Below are 20,124 nucleotides of genomic sequence, written 5' to 3'. Positions count from 1 at the left end.
GTGGCCCGCTTGTAGTCTGGGCCGGGTCATGCGCGGGAGATCCCGAAGAAGTGCAGATGCGCCGCAGGACGTCCCCATTCGAGAGACCTCGAGGTTTGTTTTCACATGGACTACAAGGTTGCTGACCTGAGCCTGGCCGAATTCGGGCGCAAGGAGCTGTCCCTCGCCGAGCACGAGATGCCCGGCCTGATGGAGATGCGCCGGCGCTACGCCGCGGACCAGCCGCTCAAGGGGGCCCGGATCGCGGGCTCGCTGCACATGACGATCCAGACCGGCGTACTGATCGAGACGCTGACCGCGCTCGGCGCCGACGTCCGCTGGGCCACCTGCAACATCTTCTCGACGCAGGACCACGCCGCCGCCGCGGTCGTCGTCGGCCCGAACGGCACCGTCGACAACCCGCAGGGCACCCCCGTCTTCGCCTGGAAGGGCGAGACGCTCGCGGAGTACTGGGACGAGGCCGAGAAGGTCTTCGACTTCACCGACGCCGACGGCAACAAGGTCGGCCCCAACATGCTGCTCGACGACGGCGGCGACATCACGCTGCTCGTGCACAAGGGCGTGGAGTTCGAGAAGGCCGGCGCCGTGCCGGGCCAGGACTCCACCGACAACGAGGAGTTCAAGGAGGTCCTGCGGGTCCTCGACCGCTCCCTCAAGGCCGACCCGCAGCGGTGGACCAACATCGCCAACGGCATCAAGGGCGTCACCGAGGAGACCACCACCGGCGTGCTCCGCCTCTACGACCGCTTCAAGGAGGGCTCGCTCCTCTTCCCGGCGATCAACGTCAACGACTCGGTCACCAAGTCGAAGTTCGACAACAAGTACGGCTGCCGCCACTCGCTCATCGACGGCATCAACCGCGGCACCGACGTGATGATCGCCGGCAAGACGGCGGTCGTCTGCGGCTACGGCGACGTGGGCAAGGGCTCTGCGGAGTCGCTGCGCGGCCAGGGCGCCAAGGTCGTCATCACCGAGATCGACCCGATCTGCGCACTGCAGGCGGCGATGGACGGCTACGAGGTCAAGCGCCTCGAGTCGGTCGTCGACCACGCCGACATCTTCATCACCACGACGGGCAACTTCGACATCATCCGGGTCGAGCACTTCGAGCGGATGAAGAACCAGGCCATCGTCGGCAACATCGGTCACTTCGACAACGAGATCGACATGGCCGGCCTGGCGAAGATCCCGGGCATCGTCAAGGACGAGATCAAGCCCCAGGTCCACCAGTGGATCTTCCCCGACGGCAAGAAGGTCATCGTGCTGTCCGAGGGGCGCCTGCTCAACCTCGGCAACGCGACCGGCCACCCGTCGTTCGTCATGTCGAACTCGTTCACCAACCAGGTGCTGGCCCAGGTCGAGCTCTTCACCAAGACCGAGGACTACCCGATCGGCGTCTACGTGCTGCCCAAGCAGCTCGACGAGGAGGTCGCCCGGCTCCACCTCGACGCGCTCGGCGTCGAGCTCACCGAGCTCAAGCCGGAGCAGGCCGCCTACCTCGGCGTCCCGGTCGAGGGTCCCTACAAGAGCGACCACTACCGGTACTGATCGACTCTCACGCGACGCCCCGTGCCCGGCAGGGTGCGGGGCGTCGCGCTCTCCCCGCCTACGATGGCGTCCGTGAGCACCCCGGCCCCGCATGCGTCGTACCCCACGAAGGGGCGCGTCCTGGTCGTCGACGACGACGCTCCGCTGGCCGAGATGCTCACGATCGTGCTCCGGCAAGACGGCTTCGACAGCCGGGTCTGCCCGCGCGGTGACGAGGCACTCGCGGCGTTCCGCGACTACCGGCCCGACGTGGTGCTGCTCGACCTGATGCTGCCGGGCAAGGACGGCATCGACGTCTGCAAGGAGATCCGCGCCGAGTCGGGCGTTCCGATCGTCATGCTCACCGCCAAGGGTGACACCGTCGACGTCGTGGTCGGCCTCGAGTCCGGCGCCGACGACTACGTCGTGAAGCCGTTCAAGCCCAAGGAGCTCGTGGCGCGGATCCGCGCCCGCGTACGCCGCGCCGACGCCACCGTGCCGGAGACGATCACGATCAAGGATCTCTCGATCGACGTCGCCGGCCACTCGGTCACCCGCGACGGCGAGGAGATCGCGCTGACGCCGCTGGAGTTCGACCTGCTCCTCGCCCTCGCGCGCAAGCCCTGGCAGGTGTTCACCCGCCAGGTGCTGCTCGAGGAGGTCTGGGGCTACCAGCACGCGGCCGACACGCGGCTGGTCAACGTGCACGTGCAGCGGCTGCGCTCCAAGGTCGAGCACGACCCCGAGCACCCGGAGATCGTGTTGACGGTGCGCGGCGTCGGCTACCGCGCCGGCGGCAGCAGCACCCCCGGCAGTCCGTAGGCGTGGCCTAGGTGGACGCTGTGGGTGGCGCGGCTTGGGTGCGACAGGTGCTGACGTTCTGGCGCCGCTCGATCCAGGCGCGGGTCGTGGTGAGCACCGTGCTGCTCTCCGCGCTCGTCGTCAGTGCGGTCGGCTGGCTGCTGCTCCAGCAGACCCGCGACGGCCTGGTGCGGCACCGGGTCGACGTCGTGCTGAGCGAGGTCGACGCCGAGATGGAGTTCATCGAGGGACGCCTCGCCGGCGTCTCCGGCACCGAGGTCGACGTCAGCAAGCAGAAGCGCGACCTGGTCGACCCGCTGATCGACGCAGGGGAGAGCCGCGGCTACAGCGTGGTCCTCGCCGGCCCGGAGGGCTCCGACAGGCCCCTCGACGAGGGCGGCGGCCGCTACACCAGCGGCCTCGACCTCTCCAGCGTCCCCGACGACCTCGAGGAGCACTTCGACGACGTCAACCAGCCGACGGCGTGGAGCTACACCCGGATCGTGCGGACGCTGCGCGACGGCAGCACCTCCTCCGACCCCGGCGTCATCGTCGGGTCGCAGATCCAGCTCCCGGCCGACGGGGAGACCTACACGCTCTACTTCCTCTTCCCGCTCACCGAGGAGGAGGAGACCCTCGGACTGGTCACCCGGGCCCTGCTGACCGCGGCCGGGTTGCTGATCGCGCTCGTCGGCGGCATCACCTGGCTCGTGACCCGCCAGGTCGTCACCCCGATCCGGATGGCGCGCCGGGTCGCCGAGCGGCTGGCGGCCGGCCGGCTCCAGGAGCGGCTGCGGGTCGCCGGCGAGGACGACCTCGCGCGGCTCGCGCTGTCGTTCAACCAGATGGCGACCAACCTCCAACGGCAGATCCGCCAGCTCGAGGAGCTGAGCTGGGTGCAGCGCCGGTTCGTGTCCGACGTCTCCCACGAGCTGCGCACGCCGCTGACCACCGTGCGGATGGCCGGCGACGTCCTCCACGACGCCCGCAGCGACTTCGACCCGACGACCGCGCGCGCCACCGAGCTCCTCCAGGCCGAGCTCGACCGCTTCGAGGCGCTGCTCGTCGACCTGCTGGAGATCAGCCGGTTCGACGCCGGCGCCGCCGTGCTCGACCTCGAGGACATCAACCTCGTCGACGTCGCCCGGCGGGAGGTCGAGGCCGCGCGCCCGCTGGCCGACCAGCGCGGGATCCGGGTCGTGGTCGAGGAGCCCGACGAGCCGGTGCGCGCCGAGGTCGACGTACGCCGCGTCACCCGCATCATCCGCAACCTGGTGACCAACGCGATCGACCACGCCCATGCCGACTCCGAGGAGCCCGTGGTCGTGCGGCTGGCGGCCGACGAGCAGGCGGCGGCGATCACCGTCCGCGACTTCGGCGTCGGCCTGGCGCCGGGCGAGGCGGCCATGGTGTTCAACCGCTTCTGGCGCTCCGACCCCGCGCGGGCGCGCACCAGCGGCGGCACCGGGCTCGGCCTCGCGATCTCGCTGGAGGACGCCAACCTGCACGGCGGGTGGCTCCAGGCGTGGGGCCGCCCCGGCCGCGGCGCGCAGTTCCGGCTCACCCTGCCGCGCCATGCGGGCGCACCGCTCCGGCACAGCCCGCTCGACCTCGCACCCGAGCTCGACAGCGTCGCCGACGACTCGGCGCTCGAGGTCGAGGTCGACGTGGCGGCCACCGACGAGGTCGACCAGGTCGGCGAGGTCGGCGAGGTCGACCAGGTGGAACAGGCCGACGAGGTCGGCGGGATCGACGCGACCCGGGGGAAACCATGAGGCCCGTCAAGCGACCGACGGCCACGGTCGCGCGCCGCCTGCTCGTCGCCGCGGCCGTGCTGCTCGCCGTGTCCGGCTGCGTCCGGCTGCCCGACGACGGGCCGGTCGTGGAGGCCGGGCTCGGCAACGGGCCCGTCGACCACCCGGCCGGCGCGCACGACCCGGTACCGCCGGACACCGGCGCGTCGCGGCAGACCATCGTCAGCGGCTTCCTCGACGCGATGACCGGGTGGCCCAACCAGATCAACGTGGCCAAGCAGTACCTCACCACCGAGGCCGCCGAGGCGTGGAACCCCGGGGCCGCCACGATCGTGTACGCCGACACGCTCCCCGCGCAGGAGCTCGGCGGGGAGGTCAGCGTCGAGCTGACCGACGCCGACCGCCTCGACGCCAACCGCGCGTGGCGCGGGTCGCTGTCCCCGGCCGAGCTGACCCTCGACTTCCACCTGGAGTTCGAGGACGGCGAGTTCCGGATCGCCGATCCGCCGGACGCCCTCCTCGTGCCCGCCTCCTGGTTCCAGCAGCGGTTCCGGCAGGTGGCCCTCTACTTCTTCGACCCCACCGCCCAGATCCTGGTGCCGGAGCCGGTGTTCGTGCCCGAGGGCGAGCAGCTGGCCACCTCGCTGGTCGGCGCCCTCCTGAACGGCCCGTCGGCCCGCCTCTCCCGCGTGGTCCGCACCTTCTTCCCGGACGGGCTCGACGCCGGCCTGTCGGTGCCGGTGTCGGCCGACGGCGTGGCGGACGTCGCGCTCGCGGGCGAGGTCGCCATGCCGTCGGTGGAGGCGGCCGAGCCGATGCTCGCCCAGCTGGCCTGGACGCTGCGGCAGGACCCCGACGTCAGCGCCGTCCGGCTCTCCATCGGCGGCGAGCCGGTGCCGCTCCGCGGCGGCGCCTCCGTCTTCGACATCGACGACGCCGACGCCTACGACCCCGCCGGGGCCACGACGTCCACGGCGCTCTACGGCCTGCGTCGCGGGCGCGTCGTCTACGGCGCTCCCGGCGTGATGAACCCGGTCGGTGGCCCGTTCGGCACCGGTCGCCACGACCTCGGCGACATCGCCGTCGCGCTGGGCGGTGACTGGATCGCCGGCGTGTCCACGGACGGCACCTCCGCCGTGGTCGCCCCGACCACCGCCACCGGCCCCCGGATCCGGGCCGTGCTCGACGGCACCGACCTCGCACGGCCCGCGTGGGACCACCTCGAGCGGCTCTGGCTGCTCGATCGCGGGGGCGGCGAGGCCACCGTCCACGTGCTCGACCGCGGTCGGGCACGCCAGATCGAGGTCCCGGGAGTCACGGGCCAGGCGGCCCGACGGCTGCTCGTGTCGCCCGACGGCACGCGACTGGTGGCGGTGGTGCGCCAGGACGGCGTCGACCGGGTGGTGATCGCCCGGATCCTGACCGGTCCCGAGGGTCGGGCGGAGGACGTCGTGCAGTCCACCGTGGCGGAGACGGTCGGCGGCACGCCGCAGATCACCGACATCGCCTGGACCGGGCCCGCCACGATCGCCGTGCTCGCCCGGGCCAGCGGGCGGCTCTTCGAGGTCGACACGGTGGTCGCGGACGGCGCGTCCGTCGGCAGCGACGCGCTGTCGACGATCGTGAGCGGCCGGGTGGTCGGGCTCGCCGCGTCCGCGGACGAGGACCTGCCTCCCTACGCCGTGACCCTCGACTCGGTGATCGACCTCGAGGAGCAGACCGAGACCGCTCTCGGCGCGCCGATGGACGCGGTCGAGTACGCCGGCTGACCGCTGATCCACAACCCGTCGACCACCCGGTTGGCCGGGCACTCCTCCCGGTGTTCCCCTGTCCCGGTGACCGGCTGGCTCGGCGACGGCTTCCTCGACCTGTTCCTCGGCGGCGCCTGCCTGGGGTGCGACCGGCCCGGCCGGCTCCTCTGCCGCGACTGCGCCGCCGCGCTTCCCGCCACCGGCCACTGCACGCCGCCCACGCCGACGCCGCCGGGCCTGGTCCCGCCGTTCGCGACGGGGGAGTACGCCGGTCTGCTGCGTGACCTGGTGCTCGGCCACAAGGAGCGGCGCGCCCACGGGCTCGCCGCGCCGCTCGGGCGCCAGCTCGCCCGGGCGGTGGGGGCGGCGGTCGCCGAGCTCGCGCCCGGCAGCGCCGTGCCCGTGGTGCTCGTCCCGGTGCCGTCGCGGGCAGCGGCGGTGCGCGCCCGCGGCCACGACCCGACCCTGACGATGACCCGCCGTGCGGCGCGCACGCTGCGGGACGCGGGCCGCTCCGCGCTGGTCGCACGCCTGCTGCGGCTGCGGCCCGGCGTCGCCGACCAGGCGGGGCTCACCGCCGGTGAGCGACGGGACAACCTCGCCGGATCGATGGCGTGCCCGGCGGGCGCCGTGGCGCGGCTGGCGCGCCGCGCGCCGGTCGCCCACGTCGTGGTCTGCGACGACGTCCTCACGACGGGGGCCACCGCCCGCGAGGCGCAGCGGGCGCTGGCGGCGGCCGGAGTGCCGCCGCTCGCGATCGCGACCGTCGCGGCGACCGCGCGGCGCGGCGTACCGACGAAGCTTTGAGCGCTGGACCCTTTTGTGCGCGGCCTCGACGCACTAACGTCTCAACATGGAATCCACCCGGGTCCGTGGTTGCGTCGGAGCGACGCGCTGGGAACGGCGGGGTGTCGACGTCCATCTCGTAGGGGCAGGTGCCGGCTGAACCCTGCCCTGCGAGCTCTCTCGCTTCCGAAGTAGCACCCCATCAACCCAACAACTGGAGGTCCTGATGGACGTTGTGGTCACCGGACGGCACTGCGAGATCTCGGAGAGGTTCCGCGAGCACGCCGCCGAGAAGCTGGCGAAGCTGGAGAAGCACGATCACCGGATCATGCGAATGCATGTGGAGGTCGATTGTGAGCCCAACCCGCGGCAGCACGACCACGCCGTCCACGTCGAGCTCACCGCCTACAGCAAGGGTCCGGTGATCCGCGCCGAGGCCGCGTCCGACGACAAGATGAGCGCCCTCGACATGGCGCTGGACAAGATGGCGTCGCAGATGCGGCGGGCCGCCGACCGCCGCCGGGTGCACCGCGGCCGGCGCGCGCCGGTCTCGGTCGGGCAGGCGCTGGCCGGCCTCGAGGTGGTCGCGGACGAGCCCCCGTCCGGCGACACCCGCGGGGTGGCGGGCGGGGAAGGTCAGCAGGACGTGGTCGAGGAGCGCCAGGTCGGCCCGATCACCGTCACCGGCGACGGCCCGCTCGTGGTCCGCGAGAAGACCCACCCGGCCAGCCCGATGACGCTCGACCAGGCGCTCTACGAGATGGAGCTGGTCGGCCACGACTTCTACCTGTTCGTCGACAAGGAGAGCGAGCGGCCCGCGGTCGTCTACCGGCGCAAGGGCTACGACTACGGCGTCATCTCCCTCGACCTCGGGTCCGACTGAGCGCCTCGCCCTCCGGGCGCGGACGCGATGCCCGTTCTGTCCGTGCCATGATGCGACTCGTGGGAACTGGAACCGAGCCTGTCCGCGTGCTCGTGGTCGACGACCAGGAGCTCTTCCGGCGCGGCATGACGATGCTGCTGGGCAGCGAGGCCGGCATCGAGGTCGTCGGCGAGGCCAGCAACGGCGTGGAGGGGGTCGAGCTCGCGAAGAGCGCGGCCCCCGACGTCGTGCTGCTCGACGTGCGGATGCCGAAGCAGTCCGGCATCGAGGCGTGCGTGGCGATCAAGGAGACCGTGCCGTCGGCCAAGATCGTGATGCTGACGATGTCCGACGAGGAGGCCGACCTCTACGAGGCGGTCAAGAACGGCGCCTCCGGCTACCTCCTCAAGGACTCCTCGATCGAGGAGGTCGCGCAGGGCATCCGCGTCGTGGCCGACGGCCAGTCGCTGATCAGCCCGTCGATGGCCGCCAAGCTCATCGACGAGTTCAAGACCATGTCCAAGCCCGACAAGGTCACCGGCGCCGCGCTCAAGCTCACCGAGCGCGAGCTCGACGTGCTGCGGCTGGTGGCCAAGGGCCTCAGCAACCGCGACGTCGCGCAGCGGCTCGCGATCAGCGAGAACACCGTCAAGAACCACGTGCGCAACATGCTGGAGAAGCTCCAGCTGCACTCGCGGATGGAGGCCGTCATGTACGCCGTCCGCGAGAAGATCGTCGAGCTCAGCTGACCGCTCCGCGGTCCCACGCTGTCGGCGGCGGGCCCTAGCCTGCTGCCGTGCAGACGCTCTCCCTCGCCCAGGCGCGGCGGATCGCGCTGGCCGCACAGGGTTTCCTCGACCCGCCGCACGCGAAGCCGACGATGCGCACGTTCGCGCGCACCCTCGAGCGGACCGGGGTGCTCCAGGTCGACTCGGTCAACGTGCTCCAGCGGGCCCACTACATGCCGCTCTACTCGCGGATGGGGCCCTACGACACGGGGCTGCTCCACCGCGCGGCCGAGCGGAGCCCGCGGAAGGTGGTCGAGTACTGGGCGCACGTGCAGGCGTTCATGCCGGTCGAGCTCTGGCCCGTCATGCAGCACCGGATGGACTACTACCGCGAGGCGAAGGGCTCGAAGTGGTGGGGCGACGTCGGCGACGCGTCCATGCGCGAGCGCATCCTCAAGGAGGTCCGCGCTCGGGGGCCCGTCACCGCGCGCGACCTCGACGACGGCGCGCCCCGCACCAAGGAGCACTGGGGCTGGAACTGGTCCGACACCCGCAAGGTGCTCGACATCCTCTACATGTTCGGCGAGCTGGCGATCGCCGGCCGCAACGGGCAGTTCGAGATCCGCTACGACCTGCCGGAGCGGGTCATCCCCGCCGACGTCCTCGCGCTGCCCACGCCGACGCCGGCCGAGGCGCACCGTGAGCTGGTCCGCCGCGCGGCGCGGTCCCACGGGGTCGCGACGGTGCAGGACCTGCGCGACTACTACCGGATGACCGTCGCCGACACCGCCGCCGCGGTGGCCGCTCTGGTCGAGGCCGGCGAGCTCCTGCCGGTCGAGGTCGAGGGGTGGAAGCGCCCGGCTTACCTCCACCGCGACGCCCGGCTCCCGCGCCGGGTGGCCGCCCGCGCCCTGCTGAGCCCGTTCGACCCGGTGGTGTGGGAGCGGGCCCGCACTGAGGCGCTCTTCGACTTCTTCTACCGCATCGAGATCTACGTGCCGAAGGACAAGCGGGTCCACGGCTACTACGTGCTCCCGTTCCTCCTCGGCGACCGGATCGTCGGCCGGGTCGACCTCAAGGCCGACCGTGCCACCGGGCGGCTGCTCGTCCACGCGGCGTACGCCGAGCCGGGCGCGCCGCCCGACACGGCCGCGGAGCTCGCGGCCGAGCTCCGCCGGCTCGCCGGCTGGCTCGGTCTCGCCGACATCGTCGTGGCCCCTCTGGGCGACCTGGCACCTGCCCTCGCGGCGGAGGTGGCGGGCTTATAGGGTCCTGCGCGTGACCCAACGCACGCTGGTCCTGATCAAGCCCGACGCCGTCCGCCGCGGCCTGGTGGGCGAGGTGCTGTCCCGCTTCGAGGCCAAGGGCCTCTCGATCGTGGCGATGGAGCACCGCACGATCGACGCCGGGCAGGCCGACGCCCACTACCACGAGCACGTCGAGAAGGACTTCTACCCGCCGCTGCGTGACTTCGTCACCAGCGGCCCGCTCGTCGCGCTCGTGCTCGAGGGCGACGAGGCGATCGAGGTCGTGCGCGCGATCAACGGCGCGACCGACGGACGCAAGGCCGCCCCGGGCACGATCCGGGGCGACCTCTCGCTGTCGAACCGCGAGAACCTGGTGCACGGCTCCGACTCGCCCGAGTCGGCCGAGCGCGAGATCGCGCTCTGGTTCCCGAACCTGTAGTCGAATCACCCCTCGTGGTGCGCCGAGTTGTGCGCCGAGTTGTGCGCCGTGGTGCGCCGAGTTGTACGCCGTGGTGCGCCGAGTTGTACGCCGTGGTGCGCCGAGTTGTACGCCGTGGTGCGCCGAGTTGTACGCCGTGGCTCAATTCGGCGGGGCACCGTACTCGGTCGACCGATGAAGGACATCTCCGCAGGCCGTGAGGTACGACTCGGCGGACCATGAGGCATGACTCGGCGGACCATGAGGCATGACTCGGCCCGCCATGAGGCACGACTCGGCCCGCCATGAGGCATGACTCGGCGGACCACGAGGCATGATTCGGCAGGCCATCTGGTAGGACACGCCCTCGGCGTGGCGTCGTCCCACCCGTCACATCCTTACCTACTCTCACAGGTGGAGGGTGTCGGATCGTGCGCTCGGCGCCTTCCCCGGCGCCACCCTGACGGGAGGCGGCGGCTTCCCCGTCGCGCACGTGAGCGCTGCGAGGCATGCCTTGAGGGTGAACTCCGTCATCGGTCGGGACCTGGCCGTCGACCTCGGCACCGCCAACACGCTCGTCTACGTACGGCGCCGCGGGGTGCTCGTCGACGAGCCGAGCGTCGTCGCTCTCAACGACGCCAGCGGCGAGGTCATCGCGGTCGGCCACGACGCCAAGAAGATGATGGGCCGCACCCCCGACGAGATCACCGCGCTGCGCCCGCTGAAGGACGGCGTGATCGCCGACTTCGAGGCGACCGAGCAGATGCTCCGGTCGTTCATCGCCCGGGTCCACCGGCGCAGGTACTTCGCGAAGCCGCGGATGGTCATCTGCGTGCCGAGCTCGATCACGCCGGTCGAGCAGCGCGCGGTGAAGGAGGCCGGCTACCAGGCCGGCGCCCGCCGGGTCTACGTGGTCGAGGAGCCGATGGCCGCGGCGATCGGCGCCGGGCTCCCGGTCCACGAGCCCACCGGCAACATGGTGGTCGACGTGGGCGGCGGCACGACCGAGGTGGCCGTGATCTCCCTCGGCGGCATCGTGACCAGCCTGAGCATCCGCACGGCAGGCGACGACCTCGACCACGCGATCATCGCCTGGCTCAAGAAGGAGCACGGCCTGATGGTCGGCGAGCGCACCGCCGAGGACGTGAAGATCCAGCTCGGCTCCGCGTTCCCGGCGCCGGGGGAGCCGGACGGCGAGGTCCGCGGCCGCGACCTGGTGTCGGGCCTCCCGCGCACCGTCACCGTCAGCAGCGCCGACGTCCGCAAGGCGCTCGACGAGCCGCTGCACGCGATCGTCGACGCCGTGCGGGTCACGCTCGACCAGACCCCGCCCGAGCTCGCCGGCGACATCATGGACCGCGGCATCGTGCTCACCGGCGGCGGCGCCCTGCTCCGCGGCCTCGACGAGCGGATCCGCCACGAGACCGGGATGCCGGTCCACGTCGCCGACGACCCGCTGGTGTCCGTCGCGCTCGGCGCCGGCCGCTGCGTCGAGGAGTTCGAGGCGCTCCAGCAGGTGCTCGTGCAGAACCACCGGCGGTTCTGATGACCGCTCTCGACAACCGCCCGGACACCGACGCCGGCCGACGGCCGGTCCGTCGCGTCGGCGCTCCGCTGGAGCGCGAGGCTCGGCACGGCCTGCCGTCGCGATCGATGATCGTCGCCCTGGTGCTCGCGTGCGTGACCCTCATGGTCGTCGACAAGGCGGGCGGCGCCGACTCGCCGGTCGCCGCGGCCCGCCGTACCGCCGGCGAGGTGCTGGGCCCGGTCGAGGCAGGGGTGAGCGCACTGGTCGGCCCGATCGCCGCGCTCCCCGGCGCGCTGCGCACCAACGACTCGCTCCGCGCCGACGTCGCCGAGCTCGAGGAGCTGAACGCCGACCTGCGCCGTGAGCTGCGCACCGACGCCTACGACGACAACCGGGTCGCTGACCTGCGCGGCCTGTGCGCGATCGCGGGCGACCTCGGCTACGCGCTGACCGCGGCGCGCGTCATCGCCATCGGCGGCGCGCAGTCGTTCTCCGACACCGTGACGATCGACGCCGGCTCCGACAGCGGCCTGCACCCCGACATGACGGTGCTCAACCGCGACGGGCTGGTCGGCCGGGTCACCTCGGTGACCAGCCACACCGCCACCGTGCTGCTCGCCGTCGACCCGGAGTCGACCGTCGGCGGCAGGGTCGGCGACTCGATGGAGCTCGGGTTCGTGCACGGCCGCGGGGAGGCCGGCGACGACGGTCGCCTCGACCTCCAGCTGGCCGACCGCTCGGTGATCCCCGAGCAGGGCCAGCCGGTGGTCACCTGGGGCAGCGAGGGCGGCGCGCCGTACGTGGCCGGCGTCCCGATCGGCTCCGTCTCGCGCGTCTACGAGTCGCTGCGCGACACCTCCTACCGCGCGGTGCTGGAGCCCTACGTCGACTTCACCTCGCTCGACCTGGTCGGCGTCGTCGTGCCGTCCGGTAGTACCCACGCCGTCATCGAGGCCGACGGGAGCTGCGGCTGATGCGTACGACGTCCCGCCTGCTCGCCGTGCTGGTCGCGGTCGTCGGCGCGCTGCTGCTCCAGGTCACCGTGCTCCCGGAGTTCGCCCCGCTCTTCACCTGGCAGGGCGTCGGCCCCGGTCTGGTGCTCCTCGTCGTGGTCGCGACCGCCCTCGTCACCGACCCGAAGTTCGCGACGCTGACCGGCTTCGGCGCCGGTCTTCTGCTCGACCTGGCACCCCCGGCCGACCACCTGGCCGGCCGGTGGGCGCTCGCGCTGCTCGTCGTCGGCTACGTCGTCAGCCGGCTCGTGCACGACCACCAGCCCGTCGCTCCCGGTCCGCTGGAGCAGACGGCCCGCACCCGGCCGCCGTGGGCGGTCGTCGCTGCGGCCGCCGCCGGAGGGTCGTTCATCGGCACGTCCACGTTCGTGCTCAGCGGCCTGCTACTCGGCGACCAGGACGGCGCCGTCGGCGGCCTGCTCGAGGTCGTGGGCATCTCGCTGGTCTGGGACGTCGCGTTCGCGCTGGTCGTCGTGCCGGCCACCACCTGGCTCTACGCCACGCTGTCCGGCGCCCGCGACGACCGGCTGCGGGTGACGCCGCGCCTGCCCCGGAGGACCACCGTCGAAACACCCCACGACGTTCTTCGCCTCCCCCGCTTCGCTCCTCCGGCGAACAACGCCGCGGGGACCCCGAAAAGCCGATGAGCGCTGCTGACACGCGTCCCCGGGACCAGCGCGGCCGGCTCCGGCTGGTCGTGATCCAGGCGCTGGTCTTCTCGCTGCTCGCCACGCTCGGCGTCCGGCTGTGGTATCTCCAGGTGCTCTCCGGCGAGGACTACCAGGGCCAGGCCGCAGCCCAGTCGGTCCGCGAGATCGTCGTCCAGCCGCAGCGCGGGCTGATCGTCGACGCCATGGGCCGCCCGCTGGTCACCAACCGGCTCACGTGGGTCGTCTCGATCGACACGACGCTGCTCGGCAAGATGGAGCCGGAAGTACGGCGCAAGCTGCTGCGTCGTACGGGGAAGGTCATCGGCGAGCGTCCCCGCGCCATCGCCAAGCGGCTGGTGCTGTGCGGCACCGAGGGCGCGGTGCCGGGAATGTGCTGGAACGGCTCCCCGTACCAGCCGGTGCCCGTCGCCACCGACGTGCCGCAGTCCGCCGCGCTGCGGATCAAGGAGCAGGCCGAGGACTTCCCGGGCGTGATCGCCGAGGAGCAGACGGTCCGCGAGTATCCCGAGCCCTTCGGCATCAACGCCGCGCACGTGCTGGGCTACCTGAGCCCGGTCACCAAGGACGAGCTCGACGCCGCGGAGACGGCCGGCGACACCTCGGTCAACGGCGCGTCGGTCGTGGGCCGCGCCGGCGTCGAGAAGGAGTACGACGCGTGGCTGCGCGGCCAGCCCGGCTACCAGCGGGTCGCGGTCGACTCCAACGGGCGGGTGCTCGGCGACGTCAGCGACCTCGCGGCCCAGCCGGGCGACACACTGGTGACCTCGATCGACGCCAAGGTGCAGTCGGTGGTGGAGAAGCAGCTCCACGACATGATCATGACCGCGCGCGGCACCGTCGACACCGTGACCGGCCGGCCCTACGAGGCCGACTCCGGGGCCGCGATCGTGATGGAGGCAGACACCGGCCGGATCGTCGCGATGGCCTCGCAGCCGACGTACGACCCGTCGGTGTGGGCGGGCGGCATCACCGAGAAGCAGCTCGCGCGGCTCTACTCCGAGGCCGCGGGCACGCCGCTGCTCGGCCGCGCGACCCAGGGCCAGTTCGCGCCCGGCTCGACGTGGAAGCCGTTCATGACGGCAGGTGCGCTGACCAACGGCTACGGCACCGACACGATCCTCGACTGCTCGTCGTCGTTCACCGTCGGCAACCGGGCGTTCAAGAACTACGAATCCGGTGCCTACGGGCCGATCTCGTTCGCGAAGGCGCTCGAGGTCTCGTGCAACACCTTCTTCTACCGGGTCGGCTACAACTACTGGGCCAAGTACGGCTCCGACGTCGCCGACGTCGACGCGAAGGACCCGCTGGTCGAGGAGGCCAAGGACTTCGGCTTCGGCAGCCCGACCGGCATCGACATCCCGGGCGAGGCCGCGGGCCGGATCGCCGACCGCGAGTGGAAGCGCGACTATTACAAGTCCCAGAAGGACTATTACTGCGACATCGCGGAGAAGCCGCAGGACGAGAAGACCAGCGACTTCGTCTACCTCTTCGCGCGCGAGTTCTGCATCGAGGGCTACGCCTACCGCGCCGGCGATGCCGCCAACTTCGCGATCGGCCAGGGCGACACGATCGTCACGCCGCTCCAGCTGGCCCGCGCGTACGGCGCCCTCGCCAACGGCGGCACGCTCTACGAGCCGCGGATCGGCAAGGCGATCGTCTCGCCGTCCGGCGAGGTGATCCGCCGGATCAAGCCGTCGGTGCAGGGTCGCGTGGACCTGCCCGACCACGTGCTCACCTACATCGACGAGGCGCTGAAGAACGTCACCCGCGTCGGCACCATGGCCTGGCGAATGGGCGGGTTCCCGCTCGACGACGTCGTCGTCCGCGCCAAGACCGGCTCGGCCGAGGTCTACGGCAAGCAGTCGACCTCGTGGGTCGCGTCCTACACCGACGACTACGTCGTCGTGATGATGGTGTCGCAGGGCGGCACCGGCTCGGGCACGTCCGGCCCCGGCATCCGCAAGATCTGGGAGGCGCTCTACGGCGTCCAGGGCGAGGAGGCCGGCGTCGTCGACCCCACCAAGGCCGCGATCCCCGGTACGACGCCGCCGGACGGCCTGCCGGTCTTCGGCCGCGACGGCTCGATCCTGCCGCCCCGCGAGGAGGGTGACTCATGAGCGTGATGACCCGGCCCGGCGCCACGACTGCGGCGCGCTCGCGCCGTACGACCTCGGAGACGTGGGTCGCCCGCGCGCGAGAGCTGGACTGGGTCCTGCTCGGGGCGGTGCTGGTGCTCGGACTGCTCGGGTGCCTGCTCGTGTGGTCGGCGACGGTCGAGCGCGACGACCTCACCGGCGGCGACCCAAGGGCGTTCATGGCCAAGCAGGTCGTCAACCTCGTGATCGGCGTCGGCCTGATGGCCGCGGTCGCCGCGACCGACCACCGGTGGGTGCGGATCCTCGCGCCCGTCGGCTACCTGCTCGCCGTCGTCGGGCTGGTGCTGGTGCTCACCATGGGCACGACCGTCAACGGCTCGCAGTCGTGGCTGATGATCGGCGGCCTGTCGCTCCAGCCCTCGGAGCTGGCCAAGCTCGCCGTGGTCGTCGGGATGGCGCTGGTCGTCGCCGAGCGCTCCGAGGGCCGCCGTGACCCCGGCGGCTCGGTCGACGTCGTGCTCATGCTCTGCGTGGCCGCCGCGCCCGCCGTACTGATCCTCGCGCAGCCCGACCTCGGCACCATGCTCGTGCTCAGCGCCACCGTCTTCGGCGTGCTGGCCGCGTCGGGCGCCCACCGAGGCTGGCTCGGCGGGCTCGCCGGCGGAGGTGTGCTGCTCGCGGCGTTCGCCGTGATGAGCGGCTTCCTGAAGGAGTACCAGGTCGACCGGTTCCTCGCCTTCACGAACCCCGACCTCGACCCGCGCGGCGCCGGCTACAACGTCGAGCAGGCGCGGATCGCCGTCGGCAACGGCGGCCTGTTCGGCCAGGGCCTCTTCGACGGGTCGCAGACCCGCTCGGGCTTCGTGCCGGAGCAGCACACCGACTTCGTGTTCACGGTCGCGGGGGAGGAGCTCGGCCTCGTCGGCGCCGCGCTCATCGTCGCGCTGCTGGGCGTCGTGCTGTGGCGCGCCCTGCGGATCGCCACCCGCGCCGACGACGTCTTCGGCCGGATCGCCGCGGCCGGCATCGCCTGCTGGTTCGGCTTCCAGGCCTTCCAGAACATCGGGATGTGCCTCGGGATCATGCCCGTCACCGGCGTCCCGCTCCCGTTCGTGTCCTACGGCGGCTCGTCGATGTTCGCCGGCATGCTCGCCGTCGGGCTGCTCCAGAACATCCACCTGCGCACGCGCTCGGGGCCGGCCGCGCGGCTGCGCCCGGCGCGATGACCGACGACTTCCGCCAGGACCGCGTCGGCTCCGCCCTCGCCGGCACCAACCCCACCGTGCTGCGCCGCCTCCGTGCGGGGTTCGCGGTCATCGGGGACGTCCAGCACCTGCCGGGCTACTGCGTGCTGATCACCGACACGCCGGGCGTCGACCAGCTGACCGACCTGCCGGTCGACACCCAGCACGTCTTCCTCGAGGACATGGCCCTGCTCGGGCGAGCCGTGTCGGCGGTGTGCCGCCGCCGTGACCCGCAGTTCCGGCGCATCAACCTGGAGATCCAGGGCAACACCGACGCGTTCCTCCACGCCCACGTGACGCCCCGCTACGAGTGGGAGCCCGCGGAGGTCGTCGGCTGGCCGGCCGCCCTCCACCACTGGACGGGCCGCGTCGATGCGGAGCGGGACGCGCTCGGTCCGCAGCACGACGACCTGCGCCGCGAGCTGCTCGCCGCGATTGACGCCGAGGTCGCAGCGAGAGGATGAGTGCGCCGTACGCTGCCTGTCTCATCGACGTCTTCGGCACCGCACTCAGCGTCGACTTCGAGCGCTACAACGCCGGGATCGCCGAGCGGGCCGGCGTCGATGCAGCAACGTTCATCGACGCGGTTCAGCTGTGGGCGGCCGGGGTCATGGACGGGAGCACGCCGATCGCCGAGGCGCTCGAGAGGACACTCAGGGACTGCGGTGCCTCTCCCAACCGGGCATTGATCGACGAGCTGGTCACGTTGGAGCGCGCTCTGCTGCACGACCTCGCGGTGCTGCACGACGACACCCTGCCGTTCCTGGAATTGCTCCGCGAGAAAGGAGTGCGGACCGCATTCGTCAGCAACTGTTCCGACAACACGGGCCCCCTCCTCGAGGCGCTCGGGCTCACGGCGCTCGTGGAGGAACTGGTGCTGTCGTGCGAGGTCGGCAGCGCGAAGCCCTCGCCAGGTATCTACGAAGTCGCGCTGGAACGCCTTGACGTCTTCGCCGAGGACGCCCTCTTCGTCGATGACCAGCAGGCCTACTGCGAGGGAGCAGCGGCGCTCGGCATCCGGGCCGTGCGGATCGACCGGGCCGGATGGGCGGGGGACGTGAGTCTGTTGACTGATCTGACCGAATACTTCTGAGCCGCGGCGAGCGCTGCCTTCACGCGCGTGTGGGACCTCTCTGACCGCGCCGTGTGCCTGAGCGTCCCGATATCCGCGGTTTGGGACCCACGACTCGCGAGCGGTGGCTCGAAACAGGGCGCTGAGGCACACGACCCCTCACCGACGTGGGTTCTGGGGGACACGACTTCCGCCTTCGCGCGGCCTTGAGCACACGACCCGACGGCTGGCGAACCGTGGCAGGCACACGACCCGACCTCGCGGGCTTGGGACTGGCGGGATTGTCTGACAACATCCGAGTCATGGACGCCATCACGTTCCCGCCGGCTCCCACCAACGAGCCGAACCTGACCTATGCGCCCGGCACCCCGGAGCGCGAGCAGCTCACCACGGAGATCGCCCGCCTCGAGGGCGAGCAGCGACAGCTCGACGCCTACATCGGCGGCGAGTGGACGCCGGGCGGGGGTGAGGAGATCCGCGTCGTGCAGCCGCACGACCACGCGCACGTGCTGGGCGTGACCCGCGGCGCGGACCAGAAGGACGCGCAGCGAGCGATCGAGGCGGCGGCGGAGGCCGCGCCGGCGTGGCGCGACCTGCCGATGGACGAGCGGTGCGCGGTGCTCATGCGCGCGGCCGACCTGCTGGCCGGGCCGTGGCGGCAGCGGCTCAACGCGGCGACCGTGCTCGGTCAGTCGAAGACGGCGTTCCAGGCCGAGATCGACGCGGCGTGCGAGCTGATCGACTTCTGGCGGTTCAACGTCCACTACGCGAAGCAGATCCTGGCCGAGCAGCCGATCGCCAACAGCCCCGGCGTGTGGAACCGCACCGACCACCGCCCGCTGGAGGGCTTCGTCTACGCGATCACGCCGTTCAACTTCACCGCGATCGCGGGCAACCTGCCGACCGCGCCGGCGCTGATGGGCAACACGGTCATCTGGAAGCCGTCGCCGACCCAGCAGCTCGCCGCCAGCCTCACGATGGAGCTGCTCGAGGAGGCCGGCATGCCGCCAGGCGTCATCAACATGCTCCCCGGCGACGGGCTGGCCGTCTCCGAGGTCGCGCTCGCACACCCCGACCTCGCCGGGATCCACTTCACCGGCTCCACCCCGACGTTCCAGCGGCTGTGGCAGACCGTCGGGCAGAACATCGCCGGCTACCGCTCCTACCCGCGGCTCGTGGGGGAGACCGGCGGCAAGGACTTCGTGATCGCGCACCCCAGCGCCGACCCGGAGGTCGTCACCACCGCCCTGATCCGCGGCGCGTTCGAATTCTCCGGCCAGAAGTGCTCCGCCGCCTCGCGGGCCTACGTCGCCCGGTCGGTGTGGGACCGCATGAAGGACGACCTGGTCGCGAAGACCGAGGCGCTGTCGATGGGCGACCCCACCGACTTCTCCCACTTCATGGGCGCGGTGATCGACGACCGCGCATTCGCCAAGCACGTCGCGGCGATCAAGCGCGCGCAGGAGACCTCCGGCCTGGAGGTCATCGCCGGTGGGCAGACCGATGACAGCGTCGGCTGGTTCGTGCGGCCCACGATCGTCGTCGGTGGCGACCCGACCGACGAGATGTTCACGACGGAGTACTTCGGCCCGATCCTCGCCGTCCACGTCTACGAGGATGGCGACTTCGAGACGGTCGTCCGCCAGGCGGAGGCCGCGGCGCCGTACGCCCTGACCGGCGCGGTCATCGCCCGGGACCGTACGGCGATCGCCTGGGCGAGCGAGACGCTGCGCTTCGCTGCCGGCAACTTCTACGTCAACGACAAGCCGACCGGCGCCGTCGTCGGGCAGCAGCCGTTCGGGGGCGGCCGGGCGTCGGGCACCAACGACAAGGCCGGCGCGGCGAGCAACCTGCTGCGCTGGACGTCGTCGCGCTCGATCAAGGAGACGCTGGTGCCGCCCACCGACCACGTCTACCCCTACATGGGGTGACGGCGGCGCCTGCCTGAGACAATCGACGCGTGATCGTCCAGCACCTCGGCTCGCTCCACCCGGTGGAGCAGGGCCTGACCCTCGCGCTGGCGTTCGGCCCGTTCGCGGTGCTGGCGATCGTCGTGTGGGTACGGCGCCGGCTGGACGCTGCGGAGGAGATCAGCGAGCCAGCCAGGCCCGACCCGTCCGGTTCTCCGACTTCAGAGCCTTGATCAGCAGGCCGCCGATCAGGTCCTCGATCTTGCCGCCGACGAGCGGGATCCGGACGGTGATGTCGAGCTTGACGGTCTCGGTGGTCACGCCGTCGGCCTCAGTGAGGACCGCGGTGCCGACCATCTCGCCGGGCTTCCCCGGGATCGTGACGTGGATGTCGCCGTGAGTCGGGCTCTTCCAGTCCTCGGACTGGACGATCGTGGTGGTGGCGCCGACGAACTTCTTGGCGAACCCGGGCACGCCCTCGGTCGGCTGCTCCATCTCGATGACGACCTTCTTGGCGTCGACGCCGCCCTCGATCGAGACGCTGTGGCTCACCGTCCGCATGTCCACGCAGACCTGGTCGCGGAAGGCCTTGTCGGAGAGCATCGCGGCCACGTCGGCGGCCGGAGCGTCGTAGGTCAGCACGTGCTCGATTCGAGTTGCCATGTCGGCATCATGGCAGGCGATCGGCGGAAGACCAGGACAGGTCCGGCCGGTTG

19 protein-coding genes are annotated in these 20,124 nt (G+C 71.7%); 18 read left to right on the top strand and 1 reads right to left on the bottom strand.

Going from position 1 to position 20,124, the window contains the following annotated elements; translation table 11 throughout:
- The first annotated feature begins 105 nt into the window (after window positions 1-105).
- The 18 genes from ahcY (at window position 106) to HNR19_RS15180 (ending at window position 19,641) form a co-directional block, all read left to right on the top strand.
- Entirely contained in the window at window positions 106-1,548 is a 1,443-nt protein-coding gene (gene ahcY, locus HNR19_RS15265; RefSeq protein ID WP_179668714.1) for an adenosylhomocysteinase, read from the top strand.
- Window positions 1,549-1,620: 72 nt separating this feature from the next.
- The gene (gene mtrA / locus HNR19_RS15260; RefSeq protein WP_343047209.1) at window positions 1,621-2,349 is read left to right on the top strand and encodes an MtrAB system response regulator MtrA; all 729 of its coding nucleotides are present in this window, start codon (window positions 1,621-1,623) and stop codon (window positions 2,347-2,349) included.
- Window positions 2,350-2,369: 20 nt separating this feature from the next.
- Window positions 2,370-4,103 (top strand): MtrAB system histidine kinase MtrB, encoded by a 1,734-nt coding sequence (gene mtrB, locus HNR19_RS15255; RefSeq protein ID WP_343047208.1) that lies wholly within the window; start codon window positions 2,370-2,372, stop codon window positions 4,101-4,103.
- Window positions 4,100-5,851, top strand: a complete 1,752-nt coding sequence (locus tag HNR19_RS15250; protein WP_179668711.1) for an LpqB family beta-propeller domain-containing protein — start codon at window positions 4,100-4,102, stop codon at window positions 5,849-5,851. The genes mtrB and HNR19_RS15250 overlap by 4 nt, the downstream gene beginning before the upstream one ends.
- Before the next feature lie 66 nt (window positions 5,852-5,917).
- On the top strand, window positions 5,918-6,640 hold the full coding sequence (locus HNR19_RS15245; protein WP_179668710.1) for a ComF family protein: 723 nt from the start codon (window positions 5,918-5,920) through the stop codon (window positions 6,638-6,640).
- Between the two features lie 205 nt (window positions 6,641-6,845).
- Entirely contained in the window at window positions 6,846-7,502 is a 657-nt protein-coding gene (gene hpf, locus HNR19_RS15240; RefSeq protein ID WP_179668709.1) for a ribosome hibernation-promoting factor, HPF/YfiA family, read from the top strand.
- Between the two features lie 50 nt (window positions 7,503-7,552).
- Complete coding sequence (locus HNR19_RS15235; RefSeq protein WP_246304865.1) at window positions 7,553-8,230, top strand: response regulator; 678 nt, start codon at window positions 7,553-7,555, stop codon at window positions 8,228-8,230.
- Between the two features lie 47 nt (window positions 8,231-8,277).
- Window positions 8,278-9,477, top strand: a complete 1,200-nt coding sequence (locus tag HNR19_RS15230; RefSeq protein WP_343047207.1) for a winged helix-turn-helix domain-containing protein — start codon at window positions 8,278-8,280, stop codon at window positions 9,475-9,477.
- Window positions 9,478-9,487: 10 nt separating this feature from the next.
- A complete protein-coding gene (gene ndk / locus HNR19_RS15225) occupies window positions 9,488-9,895 on the top strand; it encodes a nucleoside-diphosphate kinase (RefSeq protein ID WP_179668707.1) in 408 nt (135 codons plus the stop codon).
- Window positions 9,896-10,394: 499 nt separating this feature from the next.
- Complete coding sequence (locus tag HNR19_RS15220) at window positions 10,395-11,420, top strand: rod shape-determining protein MreB (RefSeq protein ID WP_179668706.1); 1,026 nt, start codon at window positions 10,395-10,397, stop codon at window positions 11,418-11,420.
- Window positions 11,420-12,376: a rod shape-determining protein MreC gene (gene mreC / locus HNR19_RS15215; RefSeq protein ID WP_179668705.1), complete on the top strand. Its 957-nt coding sequence runs from the start codon at window positions 11,420-11,422 to the stop codon at window positions 12,374-12,376. The genes HNR19_RS15220 and mreC overlap by 1 nt, the downstream gene beginning before the upstream one ends.
- Entirely contained in the window at window positions 12,376-13,062 is a 687-nt protein-coding gene (locus tag HNR19_RS15210) for a rod shape-determining protein MreD (protein ID WP_179668704.1), read from the top strand. Before mreC ends, HNR19_RS15210 begins: the two co-directional genes overlap by 1 nt.
- The gene (gene mrdA, locus HNR19_RS15205; RefSeq protein WP_179668703.1) at window positions 13,059-15,203 is read left to right on the top strand and encodes a penicillin-binding protein 2; all 2,145 of its coding nucleotides are present in this window, start codon (window positions 13,059-13,061) and stop codon (window positions 15,201-15,203) included. The genes HNR19_RS15210 and mrdA overlap by 4 nt, the downstream gene beginning before the upstream one ends.
- Window positions 15,200-16,408 (top strand): rod shape-determining protein RodA, encoded by a 1,209-nt coding sequence (gene rodA / locus HNR19_RS15200; RefSeq protein ID WP_246303522.1) that lies wholly within the window; start codon window positions 15,200-15,202, stop codon window positions 16,406-16,408. The genes mrdA and rodA overlap by 4 nt, the downstream gene beginning before the upstream one ends.
- Complete coding sequence (locus tag HNR19_RS15195; RefSeq protein ID WP_179668702.1) at window positions 16,405-16,890, top strand: HIT family protein; 486 nt, start codon at window positions 16,405-16,407, stop codon at window positions 16,888-16,890. The genes rodA and HNR19_RS15195 overlap by 4 nt, the downstream gene beginning before the upstream one ends.
- Complete coding sequence (locus HNR19_RS15190) at window positions 16,887-17,519, top strand: HAD family hydrolase (protein WP_179668701.1); 633 nt, start codon at window positions 16,887-16,889, stop codon at window positions 17,517-17,519. The genes HNR19_RS15195 and HNR19_RS15190 overlap by 4 nt, the downstream gene beginning before the upstream one ends.
- 281 nt (window positions 17,520-17,800) lie before the next feature.
- On the top strand, window positions 17,801-19,429 hold the full coding sequence (gene pruA, locus HNR19_RS15185) for an L-glutamate gamma-semialdehyde dehydrogenase (RefSeq protein ID WP_179668700.1): 1,629 nt from the start codon (window positions 17,801-17,803) through the stop codon (window positions 19,427-19,429).
- 29 nt (window positions 19,430-19,458) lie between these two features.
- Entirely contained in the window at window positions 19,459-19,641 is a 183-nt protein-coding gene (locus tag HNR19_RS15180; protein ID WP_179668699.1) for a hypothetical protein, read from the top strand.
- On the opposite strand, the gene HNR19_RS15175 is transcribed toward HNR19_RS15180, so the two are convergent.
- Window positions 19,589-20,071: a DUF2505 domain-containing protein gene (locus HNR19_RS15175; protein ID WP_179668698.1), complete on the bottom strand. Its 483-nt coding sequence runs from the start codon at window positions 20,069-20,071 to the stop codon at window positions 19,589-19,591. The two genes, HNR19_RS15180 and HNR19_RS15175, sit on opposite strands and share 53 nt — an antisense overlap.
- Window positions 20,072-20,124: the final 53 nt, after the last annotated feature.

The sequence above is a fragment of the Nocardioides thalensis genome, assembly GCF_013410655.1.
GTDB lineage: Bacteria > Actinomycetota > Actinomycetes > Propionibacteriales > Nocardioidaceae > Nocardioides > Nocardioides thalensis.
Note: the sequence above shows the minus strand (reverse complement) of the source record. Positions and strands in the feature narration are given on the sequence as shown.